This is a genomic window from Shewanella sp. 10B (genome assembly GCF_023475885.1).
Lineage (GTDB): Bacteria > Pseudomonadota > Gammaproteobacteria > Enterobacterales > Shewanellaceae > Shewanella > Shewanella mangrovisoli.
Genome location: NZ_JAMDJO010000005.1, coordinates 191,859 through 203,919 on the forward strand (window position 1 = coordinate 191,859; position 12,061 = coordinate 203,919).

At 49.1% G+C, this 12,061-nt stretch carries 9 protein-coding genes and 4 tRNA genes; 1 reads left to right on the plus strand and 12 read right to left on the minus strand.

What is annotated here, in order from left to right; translation table 11 throughout:
• From M0415_RS17000 to M0415_RS17035, 8 genes are all read right to left on the minus strand, one after another.
• On the minus strand, positions 1-525 hold the full coding sequence (locus M0415_RS17000; protein ID WP_249554633.1) for a CIA30 family protein: 525 nt from the start codon (positions 523-525) through the stop codon (positions 1-3).
• 76 nt (positions 526-601) lie between these two features.
• Positions 602-1,828, minus strand: coding sequence for a serine/threonine transporter SstT (sstT, locus tag M0415_RS17005; RefSeq protein WP_126512890.1), 1,227 nt, complete (start codon positions 1,826-1,828; stop codon positions 602-604).
• Positions 1,829-2,024: 196 nt separating this feature from the next.
• Positions 2,025-2,936: a chemotaxis protein CheV gene (locus tag M0415_RS17010; protein WP_249554631.1), complete on the minus strand. Its 912-nt coding sequence runs from the start codon at positions 2,934-2,936 to the stop codon at positions 2,025-2,027.
• Positions 2,937-3,027: 91 nt separating this feature from the next.
• A complete protein-coding gene (locus tag M0415_RS17015) occupies positions 3,028-4,548 on the minus strand; it encodes a phospholipase D family protein (protein ID WP_283771621.1) in 1,521 nt (506 codons plus the stop codon).
• Positions 4,549-4,696: 148 nt separating this feature from the next.
• Positions 4,697-5,167, minus strand: a complete 471-nt coding sequence (locus tag M0415_RS17020; RefSeq protein WP_109287768.1) for a phosphatase domain-containing protein — start codon at positions 5,165-5,167, stop codon at positions 4,697-4,699.
• Between the two features lie 65 nt (positions 5,168-5,232).
• Positions 5,233-6,516, minus strand: coding sequence for a DEAD/DEAH box helicase (locus tag M0415_RS17025; protein WP_249554627.1), 1,284 nt, complete (start codon positions 6,514-6,516; stop codon positions 5,233-5,235).
• Between the two features lie 33 nt (positions 6,517-6,549).
• The gene (locus M0415_RS17030) at positions 6,550-7,116 is read right to left on the minus strand and encodes a methylated-DNA--[protein]-cysteine S-methyltransferase (protein WP_249554625.1); all 567 of its coding nucleotides are present in this window, start codon (positions 7,114-7,116) and stop codon (positions 6,550-6,552) included.
• 119 nt (positions 7,117-7,235) lie between these two features.
• Positions 7,236-8,864 carry a DNA-3-methyladenine glycosylase 2 family protein gene (locus M0415_RS17035; RefSeq protein WP_249554624.1) on the minus strand — a complete coding sequence of 543 codons (1,629 nt, stop codon included), beginning with the start codon at positions 8,862-8,864 and terminating at the stop codon, positions 7,236-7,238.
• A 181-nt stretch (positions 8,865-9,045) separates the two neighbouring features.
• Here M0415_RS17035 and M0415_RS17040 point away from each other — a divergent pair, with 181 nt between their 5' ends.
• Positions 9,046-10,875: an ABC transporter ATP-binding protein gene (locus M0415_RS17040; protein WP_086904850.1), complete on the plus strand. Its 1,830-nt coding sequence runs from the start codon at positions 9,046-9,048 to the stop codon at positions 10,873-10,875.
• 548 nt (positions 10,876-11,423) lie between these two features.
• Here M0415_RS17040 and M0415_RS17045 read toward each other — a convergent pair.
• The 4 genes from M0415_RS17045 to M0415_RS17060 form a co-directional block, all read right to left on the minus strand.
• Positions 11,424-11,499, minus strand: a tRNA-Glu gene (locus M0415_RS17045).
• Between the two features lie 100 nt (positions 11,500-11,599).
• Positions 11,600-11,675 (minus strand) — tRNA-Glu (locus M0415_RS17050).
• Positions 11,676-11,775: 100 nt separating this feature from the next.
• Positions 11,776-11,851, minus strand: a tRNA-Glu gene (locus M0415_RS17055).
• A gap of 100 nt (positions 11,852-11,951) precedes the next feature.
• Positions 11,952-12,027: transfer RNA gene (locus tag M0415_RS17060), tRNA-Glu, on the minus strand.
• Between the last annotated feature and the right edge of the window lie 34 nt (positions 12,028-12,061).

Genomic DNA, 12,061 nt, shown 5'->3' on the forward strand with positions numbered 1-12,061 from the left:
TTAATAGCAACCAATCGATCTAATCTTCAACGAAAAATCACCACTTTGCTGCGCGCCAATTACCAGCCCTATGCTAGTCAAACGGCTTAAATCGATCGCAGCGCGCTCAATCGGTTTACCACGGCACTGGGGATGAAACGCCGAAAAAGGGATTTCAATACGCTGCCAGTGAATAATACTGCCACCATTAACGCCAAAGGATTGATGCTTAGCATCGGGCATTGGCGCCTGATAAACCGTACTCTGCGGTGTATCGGCATCCTTAAGATTCACTTTGTAATGCTTGCTCCTGTCGCGGTCGAGTTCGAGGTAAATCCCACTAAACTCCCCGACATCAAGCGGTGCAAACTCGCAGCGCACCGAGGCAAACCCACCACCATTGGCCAGCGACACATGGCCGCTAAACATCCCGTAACCTAACGGAGAGATAGTGAGCTTACTGCGTGACAGGCCGCCCATCACAGTATCATTGACGCCATACCAAGACTTAGCCGCACCTAAGTCCTTAAAATCGAAAAGGATCATAACTACTCCCATAAAAAAAGCAGCCACCGAGGTGACTGCTCTTATGATACTTTTTCTACACTAACAACAGCACACTTTATCCAAGTTTAGCTTTGTTTTCAGCGGCTTCACAAGCTGCGGCGGTAAAAATCACGTCCGTAGAGCTATTCAGTGCGGTTTCGGCTGCATCTTGGATAACCCCGATAATAAAGCCAACGGCAACCACTTGCATGGCCACATCATTGGAAATACCAAACAGGCTACAGGCCAGCGGAATAAGCAGTAACGAACCACCGGCCACACCGGATGCACCACAGGCCGAAATTGCCGCCACTACACTCAGCAGTAACGCCGTTAATAAATCCACCTGAATGCCTAAGGTATGCGCCGCGGCTAAGGTCAGCACGGTAATAGTAATCGCCGCGCCGCCCATGTTAATGGTTGCGCCTAGCGGGATAGAGACAGAATAGGTGTCTTCATGCAGCTTTAATTTTTCACACAGCGCCATATTCACCGGAATGTTCGCCGCACTAGAACGGGTGAAAAATGCGGTTACGCCACTTTCGCGCAAACAACGGATCACTAAAGGATAGGGATTACGCTTGATTTTCACGTAAACAATCAGTGGGTTAACAATCAAAGCTATGATCGCCATCGCGCCGAGTAACACGGCCAACAGCTGAGCGTAACCGGCAATGGCGGCAAAACCAGTTTCGGCAAACGTCGCCGCCACCAGACCGAAAATACCGATAGGCGCTAACCGGATGATAAAACGCACCATTTGCGAAATACCATGGCTCACATCGGCAAACACTTGTTTGGTCGAATCACTCGCATGGTGCAAGGCTAAACCTAAACCTACACCCCAAGCTAAAATGCCAATGTAGTTGCCCGTCATTAACGCATTGACTGGGTTATCAACCAGTTTGAAGAGTAAGGTATTTAACACTTCACCAATACCCTGCGGTGGACTGGTGCCCTCAACGCCGGCAACCAACACTAGATTGGTTGGGAACAGCATGCTTAACACCACGGCGGTTAACGCAGCGGCGAAGGTACCAAATAAGTACAGCACCACAATCGGGCGCATATTAGTTTGAGTATTTTTCTTTTGATTGGCGATGGAAGACGCCACAAGGATAAACACCAGAATAGGTGCGATGGCTTTTAATGCACCTACGAAGAGACTACCTAAAAACGCGACTTGCTTTGCGGCTTCATGTGAATAACTGGCTAAACTCACACCAGCGATGATCCCCACGAGAATTTGCAGCACCAAACTGCCATTAGCCAACTTGGCTAAAAAAGATGATTCTTGTTTCATGACTTAACCTGTCGTTATTATATTTCGGCTGAGTTTCCCCACCCCACACCTTCAACATTGAGGCCAATAAGGTTTTTATAGGATGTGATGGAACTTGTCTAGCTTTGCAGGGAAATAAGCCGATTAAATTACCCTGCCCCTGCAAAACCCTTACAAAAATCCAACATAGCGCCCAGTTTGGCGCTATGTTTAATGCTTAGTTTGGCGCTGAGCTTGCCCGCTTTGCCGCTAAATCGGCGCCCCGTAGCATGGCTTCCACCAGCTCGTGGGCATCAAATTTAGTGAGCGCCTCATTCGCGCCAACTTGATGGGCTTGGCTGACGCTTATCTCGCTCGAAAGTGAGGTATGCAAAATAATATAGGCATTGGCGAGGAGTGGATTATCCCGGACTTCAAACGCCAGCTCATAGCCATCGAGCCCTGGCATTTCAATATCGCTGACCAGAATATCAATAGGATGATGCTCGGCGGCGGCCTGCTCCATAATCGAGAGCGCATCTTTACCGTCTGGGGTCACAAAATAAGGAATGTTAATGCTATCGAGCGCATCGGAGAGTTGTTTACGCGCGACCTTAGAATCATCCACCAGCAAAATACGCATGGGTTTTAACTTCTCGCGCTGCACGTCAGTTAAAATGGCACGATTAGCCTCGGGCGCATCGGGGAACACCTTCGACAGCAACAACTCAACGTCGAGTAACTGCACCAGCTGATTATCGTAACGTGTTACTCCGGTTAAAAAAGCATTGCGGCCTAAATTAGCCGAAGGCGCCTCAATATCACGCCAATTACACTCGATAATCTTATCAATCGCCCGCACCAAAAAGCCGATAATCATCCGCTGACAATCGGTAATGATGATATAGCAATGTTGGCGCTCTTCATCGCTGATGGGGCGGTAACCAATCGCTGCCGCCATATCCACCACGGGAATGGTATGGCCGCGAATCGTTGCGGCCCCCATGATAGTTGGGTGAGATTGAGGAATTTTACTCAGCGGAGTGTATGGCACTAACTCACGGATTTTTAGCGTGCCCAGAGCAAAGACCTGTGTTTGCGATAACCGAAACAGTAATAGCCCTTGCGATTGACTTGCCTTGCTTTTCATAAACCTAAATTCTCATTAACGATTCTGTTTTTATCATAGCGGTTCGCAAAATGAGTTGCGACAGCTAAAACCGCTATTTAGTCACCTTAGCTTATAACTGTGACTCTATTGGCAGTAACCCGAGGAAATCGGCGACAAAAATACGCCAAAATCCCGCGTCGGGCTCACTGTCGTAGCGCTGCTTGTTGGCGTCATCCCACCACACCAACTCCCCCTCTTCTAAGGCGAGCCGATAGGTGTTGCTTGCCAGTTTCTCCTCAATTTTGTGAGCCACTTGCTGACTAAATTGCGGTTGAGTGATCAACAATCCAAGCTCGGTATTCACCGCCGCAGAACGGGGATCAAAGTTAAATGAGCCCACAAATATCTGATTATTATCAAATACAAACGATTTGGCATGCAGGCTACTTTTTGAACTGCCATGCCAACTGTGGGAACGCTCACCCGCCTGTGCTTTCACTTCGTAGATTTCAACGCCCGCGGCCAACAAGGTTTTTCGATACTGCTTATATCCCGCATGTACCGCCAGCACATCGGTCGCCGCCAGACTATTGGTCAGCACGCGCACCCGTTTGCCCGACTGCGCTAAGAGTGTGAGCAGATCGGTTCCCGATTGCGTCGGCACAAAATAAGGCGAAATGATGAGTAACTCGGACTCCACCTGCGTCAGGTAAGGTAATAACTGGCTGAGCAGCCAAGTGGATTTATCGCCTTGCAGCAACTTATCGGGCGGATCAACGAGCACTAGGGCTTTGCCCCAAAACCACGTCATGCTATCGCTCTGCAAATTTGCCAATAACTGACTTTGGGCTAAACGCTTCACATATTCGCTGGACTTGGACAGTTCACGCTGCTCGCTCATTTGCTGCGCCAGCGCTTCAAGCTCCGCCTGCGTGGGATTATGATCGCTCAATACTTCAATAGGATGGGTGGAGTCAGCATTCCAATATAGGTCAAACTCATCGGATACCTTAGGCACTGCATCGCCCATGGCTAACAGATCAAAATCGCCAAATTCGAGGTCACGATTCGCCGCAAAATACTCATCACCAATATTACGCCCACCGACAATGGTCATTACATTGTCCACGGTGAACGACTTATTATGCATCCTATGATTTAAGCGACTAAAACCAAACAACATGGCAAGGCCGCGGTAATTACGCTCCGTGCTTGGGTTAAACAGCCGAATACTGATGTTAGGATGGCGCGCGAGGGCAATTAGCTGCTCGTCCATGTCAGCACTGGTCATATCGTCCAGCAATAAACGTACTCTCACCCCGCGATCCGCAGCATCCAATAAAAACCACGTCAGCAAGCGGCCCGTTTCATCATTACGATAAATATAATATTGCAGATCGATACTGCTGACAGCTGACTCAATCAGCAACAAGCGAGCGACGAAGGCATCGACCCCATCACCGAGGGGGAACACGCCAGTTTGCTCGGGATGCTGCGCCATGGCGGTTTTTACCGCCTGATACAGGGTGGAGTTTTCGGCTAAGGGATAGGCTGTTTCAATTGATTTTGCGGGTAATTCTGCCATTGAGCTACAACCGTTAATCAACAGGAGCAAAAGCCCCCAAAAGGGAAGCGAGAGACGAAATACCATTTGTTTGACGGGATAAATTTTGCGATTACGCCCTATCTCTTTAGCAAGATGTTGAGCGAGTTTGTTGGCGAAAACGGCGCCACAGTTACGCGATGATATCCCGAATATCGTCACTAAATGGTATTCCTTATTTTATGAATTCAGAGGGTTAATCCTGTAACGCATAGAGCACATCGAAGGCAAACTGATCCCAACCTTCGGCAGTAAACGCAATGTCGCGAATGCTGCGCACTTGGCTAACGGCATGCAAAGGCGCGGCGCCATTGACCATCAAGTAATAGGCCATAATAAGCCCAGTACGGTCTTTGCCCGAGCGGCAATGGATTAGCACGGGCAAGTTATCGGCTTCACACTGCTGAATAAAGGCCAGCGCCCGCGGTAACTGGGCAACACATATAGCAACATCCCCTTCCTGCGGCGGGACATTGCGGGAAAAAGGAATGCATTCATAACGCAGTCCGTGGTGCTTAAAACTGCCCGGCTCACAGCCCTCTCCGCCATTCACGGATAACACCGCACGGATCCCCAAAGACTTAAGCTCGGCTAAATCCCAAGGGTCCTTGTTGGGGCCGCTTCGACCCGCGATCTTACCTTCAACTAACCAAAATAGATGCTGCATACTGCTCCCACAAACCAGATGCGAAGGGACATGAGATGCACTAAGCATAACTCACGTCCAAGGAATTAAGACTTTTTACCCCAAAATTCAAGGTTCGCCGCGGGTAACTGCTTACGCTTTTTCTTGCCGGTGCCTTCGGGTTTAGCCTGCGGTTTTTCCTGCGCTAACACTTCGAGTGGCATCTCGGCATTCGCTTCAAATCCTGGGATTTGTTCACGTACAAGTTTGATTTTGTTTTTCTTTTCTATCACGCCGAAGTGATGATATTCCTCATGTGAAATCAAGGTCACCGCCAACCCCGCCTCCCCTGCGCGGCCGCTACGGCCAATACGGTGCATATAATCGGCCGGACTTCTTGGCAAATCGAAGTTAATCACCACAGGGAGTTTATCAATATCAATACCGCGGGCTGCGATATCAGTCGCAATCAATACACTGATGTCGCCACTTTTAAAACCATCGAGTACTCGAGTTCGCGCACCTTGCGCCTTATCGCCATGGAAGACTTCGGCACTGATCCCACGTTTAGACAGCTTCTGTGCGAGGTGATTACAGGTGTTTTTAGCGCTAACAAAGATAAGCGCCTGCGACCACTGATGCTGTTTAATCAAGTGTGCCAACAGCGCCGTTTTTTGTTCACGGTTGACTGTGATAACGCGCTGTTCAATGGTGCTTTCTTGCTCACTTTGCAGATGATATTCAAGCGGTTGATGGAGTAATTTGGCCGTGAGTGCACGCACTTCTTCAGGGAATGTCGCCGAATATAATAAGGTTTGTTTCTTGGCTGGAAGCGCCTCAAGCACTTGATTTAATTCATCAGTAAACCCAAGGCTTAGCATGCGGTCTGCTTCATCCAACACTAAGGCCGAGACGCGATTTAACTTAAGCGCATTGCTGGCTAATAAATCCAATAAACGGCCTGGTGTTGCCACCAGCACATCGGCTCCCGCACGTAAGCTTTGCATTTGCAGATTGACAGACACGCCGCCAAACGCAGCGACTATCTTAAGTTGGCCATTGAAGTGAGAGGCATAGGATAAAAAGCTATCGGCAACTTGCTGCGCCAATTCGCGGGTTGGCACGAGTACCAAACAACGCACTTGGCCTGCCGATTTTTCCGCGGTTTTCGCCTCAAACAGGCGCTGTAATAACGGCACGGCAAAGGCGGCCGTTTTGCCAGAGCCCGTATTCGCCCCCGCTAATACGTCCCGTCCACTGAGCACGGCCGGAATAGTCGCCGCTTGTATGGGCGTAGGCGCCGCATAGGTCAGCTCAGTGAGTCGATTACACAGGGGCGCTATAATGCCAAGTTGGGCAAAGCTGGCAACGGAGGAAGAAGCTTGGGTCATAAAAAATTACATGGTTCATCAAAAATATGAGCGCTATTCTAACGTAAAATGCGCTCCCTTGCTTGTCGATTCCAGCATTAACAGCTGTTGTTTCATCGTTAGTCCATAGGCATAACCGGTTAATTGGCCATTTTTACCAATGATACGATGACAGGGCACAATAATCGCGATGGGATTGGCGCCATTGGCGGCCCCCACCGCCCTAACGGCTTTTGGCCTGTCGATACGCTGGGCGATATCGCCATAACTGCAACTCTGGCCATAACCGACCTGCACCAGCGCCTGCCACACCTGCTGCTGAAACTCGGTACCCTTAGGCGCTAAGTTTAAGTGGAACTCGGTTAACTCACCGCGAAAATAATCTTGAAGCTGCGCCTTTGCCTGCTCAATATGGCTTTTGGCCCGCACAAGTTCGTCATAAGTTGCAACCTTTAGCGGGATCTCCGTTCGGCTCGAGCCAACGACCGTTAAATGGCTCAATCCGTAGGCATTGGCATTGAGTTGTAGTTCGCCCACAGGGGTACTTAAGGTATCGACAGCGCAGGGCTGATAATCTTTGGCCGTTGGCGCGCTAATCAGTTGGGAGAAATTCTGGCTCATAATGGTTCTCGTAAACGGCTTTAGTACAGTGTTTCGTACTGTGCTTCAAATAATGTTTCTATTAGTGGCTCTCATATGGAGCCTAGGTACTGGATCCATAACGAGTGGCCAGAAATGCCTTATGCATCGGACCACAGCTGAAAGGTTAAATAACTCCCCCAAGGGGCGATATCCGCACTCACCTGCTGTGCAAGCGTTGTATAATCCAGCTGCTTTACCGCTTCAATATCCACGCCTTTTTGCGCGGCAACACTGGCTAACAACTGTTTTTTAACAATTAAATCTGTGTGCAAGAAGATATTCGGATCGCCAAGTCCACGCATTTTGGCGTAGGCAATGGTCCAAGGACCGATGCCTTTTACCCCAATCCACTCATCGACTGAGGCTTCGGGCTGCTCACAGATAAAGGCTGCAAGCGCATTAAGCGCCAGTTTGCGTGCGCCGGGCATTTTAAGCTCATCGAGACTCGCCTCACGAATCGCCTGCGGCGTGGGAAACAGGCGATATTCACGCCCATTTAAACTAAAGCGCTCGCCATAGGCTTCGACCAATATATTCAGTAATTTAGTAGCCTGCACTACGCTCACCTGCTGACCTAAGACGGCTCGGCAACCCGCCTCAAACACCGCGCCTGCGCCAGGGATCCTAAGCCCGGATTTGCTACTGAGTTTTAGATCGGTCAAGTGCTGAAGGTTGTGTTCAATCTGCTGCATATCGGCATCGAGGTCTAAAATGCGCCGCACTTGGGTGATGAGCTTTTGTAGGCCGGATAAGGGCGAGTCAGGCGTTAACGTCAGCGTGATTTTAAAGCGATGCAAAGGTGCCTCATGGACGATATGCACCACTGCGCGAATATCCTCAAGTTGCAGGGTACGGCCATACTCAAGTGGTATATTTGGGTCAATCGCCTCATGGGAGTGAGGGGTTACACTCTCACTAAACCATTCCATGCCTGCGACGGCGCGCAGGCGATAAAAGGCTAATTGCGCCGACCAATCGAGTGGCGGTCGATAATACTGATACAGACTCAAACTGTGCGCTGGCATCTCCTGCGAACAAGCGAGTTCGGCACTCTCCCCGTCGTCTATTTTAATAGTCGATTTCTGGCTGGATTTTCGTAACTGTGTAGGCGTTAATTGCAGCGCCTGCTGAAACGCTTCGTTGAAACGGCGGATGCTGTTAAAGCCTGCGGCAAGGGCGACCTGAGTGATGGGCAACTGCGTCTGATGCAACAACTGCTTTGCGAACAATAACTGACGATAGAGGGCAAATTGTTTAGGTGAAGTGCCAAATCCTGCGGTAAATAATTTATTTAAATAACGGCTGCTGATCCCCAATTTGTCCGCCAAGGCCTCGACCGTTAATCCGTGCTCACCAGATAAGGCGCCAGCTTCAATCAAACCTATAGCTCTGTCTAAGGTTGTGTTAGTGCCTTTCCACGGATTAGAGCCAGGAGCACTGTCGGGGCGGCAACGTAGACAAGGTCTAAGTCCCGCCTGCGCAGCTTTAATGGCCGAGTCAAAATAACGCACATTTTCTTCTTTAGGTGCAACGGCTGGGCACACTGTTCGGCAATAGATCCCCGTACTTAACACGCCCACAAAGAACTTACCGTCAAAACGTGGATCGCGGCTCATGCGCGCTTCACGGCAAATCCCGGCGGATATTTGGCAATCCTGCGCGTCGCTTAATGCCGGCTCGAATGGCGGTTTTGGGGTTGAGTTTTGGCTCACGGCTGTCTGCTTCATTTGGCTATCCGACACTCTTATTCACAATTTTGTACTTGTCGGTTACTGTACGTCACCCTATGCTAGCACACTCGCGGAAAACGGAACTGGATCATCGCGTGCTTTTAAAGTGCAAGATCCTATATGCTAGACACCTCGACGTTTTCCCCATCCACTTTTCTCAATAAAATAGAGTCAATTCATGTTTAAACGATTTGAATCTTGGGTTGAAGCCCTGCCCGATGGCGAACCAACCAAGCCGCCCACAGGGGTGTATGCGTTTTGCCGCCATTACACTAAGGGCTATGAATTACCGCTTATATTAATGTCAGTGCTGACGGCATTAATCGCCATGCTCGAAGTCTCGCTATTTGGCTTTATGGGGCAATTAGTCGATTGGTTAGTGAAAAAAAGCCCTGAGACACTCTTTCAAGATGAGGGATCAACGCTGTTATTAATGGGGCTGATGGTCCTAGTGGTGATGCCATTATTAGTGCTATTCCATGCGCTGATCATGCATCAAACCTTGCTGGGTAATTATCCCATGTCGATTCGTTGGCTTGCGCACCGCTATCTGCTCAAGCAAAGCGTGTCCTTCTATCAAAATGATTTTGCCGGCCGTATTGCCACTAAAGTGATGCAAACTTCCCTTGCGGTACGCGAAACCGTAATGAAACTGCTCGATGTGCTGGTGTACATTTTAGTGTATTTCACCTCCATGCTGGTGATGGTGGCCAGCGCCGATGTGCGTCTGGTGATCCCCATGCTGATCTGGCTGGCGCTCTATATCGGTTTACAGTGGTATTTTGTGCCTAGGCTGAAAACAGTTTCGACTGAACAGGCCGATGCGCGCTCGACGATGACAGGACGCATTGTCGACAGTTACACCAATATCACCACGGTGAAACTCTTCGCCCATACGGATAAAGAAGCCGAGTATGCCAAGGCGAGTATGCGCAGTTTCCTCGACACTGTGTACCGCCAGATGCGCCTTGTCACGGGGATCAGTGTTAGTGTGCAGGTGATTAACTATATGCTCGCCTTCAGTATTGCCGCTGTGTCTATCCTGCTCTGGAGTGACAATGCCATCTCCGTTGGAGCGATTGCGATTGCCGTGAGTTTAGCGCTGCGTCTCAATGGCATGTCGCAATGGATCATGTGGGAAATCAGTTCGTTATTTGAAAATATCGGCACAGTAACCGATGGGATGAATACCCTTTCCAAGACAACACTTATCCAAGATTCGCCCAATGCCAACACTTTAGTGGTTGAGCAAGGACGTATCGATTTTAATCAGGTGAGTTTCCATTACGGCGAAGAAACCGGTGTTATCGAAGATCTAAACCTCAATATCAAAGCGGGCGAAAAAGTCGGTCTCGTTGGCCGTTCTGGTGCGGGTAAGTCCACGCTGGTGAACCTGTTGATGCGTTTTTACGATGTTGAGAAAGGCCAAATTTGTATCGATGGCCAAGATATTAAAGCGGTCAAGCAGGACTCACTGCGTTCACAGATTGGCATGGTGACTCAAGATACGTCTCTACTGCATCGCACTATTCGGGAGAATATTCTTTACGGTAATCCTGATGCGAGCGAAACCCAACTCGAGCATGCAATAAAACAGGCTCAGGCCCATGATTTTATTAATGAACTGACCGATCCTAATGGCAACCATGGCTTAGATGCACAAGTGGGTGAACGTGGGGTTAAGCTCTCCGGCGGACAGAGACAACGTATCGCGATTGCTCGGGTACTATTGAAAAATGCGCCGATTTTACTGCTCGATGAGGCGACTTCTGCCTTGGACTCCGAAGTGGAAGCTGCGATTCAGGAAAGCTTGTACGAACTAATGCAAGGAAAGACTGTGATCGCAATTGCCCATAGATTGTCCACTATCGCGGCGATGGACAGATTAATCGTGCTCGATCAAGGTCGTATCGTCGAGCAAGGCACCCATCAAGAGTTGATTGCTGCAGGCGGTATCTATGCCCAGCTTTGGGCGCATCAAACTGGTGGCTTCCTCGGGATTGAGTAGCTTTGCGTTTATTAAGCGCACTACCTTACACTTTGATGTGAAAAATCATTGAGTTTGGATGTAAAAGGCGACCTAGAGTCGCCTTTTTATTTGGCTTTATTAGTGGTCTTATTGTTTGCGTTTGCTTTATTGGCTAGGTGGTACAAGCACAAAGAGTTTGTTGCAGGCACTTATCCTCAACAATATCCGCAAACCAATTCCTTCAAGTATGGTGCTCTACTGAGATGACACGCCGTTTGCTCTTATATAGGTAGGTACTGCGATTTGATAAGAGGTAAATACAGCAGAAAATACTAACTCCCCTACCGCAATCCAAGACAAATAAACTGATGCGATCTCAATAGAATAGGCTTATGGCTTATGGCTTATGGCTTATGGCTTATGGCTTATGGCTTATGGCTTATGGCTTATGGCTTATGGCTTATGGCTTATGGCTTATGGCTTATGGCTTATGGCTTATGGCAGGATAACGAATTTTAGATACAAAAAAACCACCTAAAGGTGGCTTATTGTTCTCAACTAACATTAGCGATTAATTTTAGTTGAGGTGGTATCCCCTAGGGGATTCGAACCCCTGTTACCGCCGTGAAAGGGCGGTGTCCTAGGCCTCTAGACGAAGGGGACACAAGGACTTATGTTTTTCCTCATAACTGAGGTCTTGCTAGTTATCTCACAAATCACTCGCTAGTCATTTGTCAGAGCACCCTATCTTTAAGGGATAGAGTGGTATCCCCTAGGGGATTCGAACCCCTGTTACCGCCGTGAAAGGGCGGTGTCCTAGGCCTCTAGACGAAGGGGACACAAGGACTGATTTTTAGCCTCATCACTGAGGTCTTGCTAGTTATCTCACAAATCACTCGCTAGTCATTTGTGATAGCACCCTATCTTTAAGGGATAGGGTGGTATCCCCTAGGGGATTCGAACCCCTGTTACCGCCGTGAAAGGGCGGTGTCCTAGGCCTCTAGACGAAGGGGACACAAGGACTGATGTTTAGCCTCATCACTGAGGTCTTGCTAGTTATCTCACAAATCACTCGTTAGTCATTTGTGATAGCACCCTATCTTTAAGGGATAGAGTGGTATCCCCTAGGGGATTCGAACCCCTGTTACCGCCGTGAAAGGGCGGTGTCCTAGGCCTCTAGACGAAGGGGACACAAGGACTTATGTTTTTCCTCATAACTGAGGTC

What these genes read in the sequence shown, in the direction of transcription:
- M0415_RS17015 (WP_283771621.1), bottom strand. Translation starts at nt 4,548, where the DNA reads ATGGTATTTCGTCTCTCGCTTCCCTTTTGGGGGCTTTTGCTCCTGTTG.
- M0415_RS17020 (WP_109287768.1), bottom strand. Translation starts at nt 5,167, where the DNA reads ATGCAGCATCTATTTTGGTTAGTTGAAGGTAAGATCGCGGGTCGAAGC.
- M0415_RS17040 (WP_086904850.1), top strand. Translation starts at nt 9,046, where the DNA reads ATGTTTAAACGATTTGAATCTTGGGTTGAAGCCCTGCCCGATGGCGAA.
- M0415_RS17035 (WP_249554624.1), bottom strand. Translation starts at nt 8,864, where the DNA reads ATGAAGCAGACAGCCGTGAGCCAAAACTCAACCCCAAAACCGCCATTC.
- M0415_RS17025 (WP_249554627.1), bottom strand. Translation starts at nt 6,516, where the DNA reads ATGACCCAAGCTTCTTCCTCCGTTGCCAGCTTTGCCCAACTTGGCATT.
- M0415_RS17030 (WP_249554625.1), bottom strand. Translation starts at nt 7,116, where the DNA reads ATGAGCCAGAATTTCTCCCAACTGATTAGCGCGCCAACGGCCAAAGAT.
- M0415_RS17000 (WP_249554633.1), bottom strand. Translation starts at nt 525, where the DNA reads ATGATCCTTTTCGATTTTAAGGACTTAGGTGCGGCTAAGTCTTGGTAT.
- sstT (WP_126512890.1), bottom strand. Translation starts at nt 1,828, where the DNA reads ATGAAACAAGAATCATCTTTTTTAGCCAAGTTGGCTAATGGCAGTTTG.
- M0415_RS17010 (WP_249554631.1), bottom strand. Translation starts at nt 2,936, where the DNA reads ATGAAAAGCAAGGCAAGTCAATCGCAAGGGCTATTACTGTTTCGGTTA.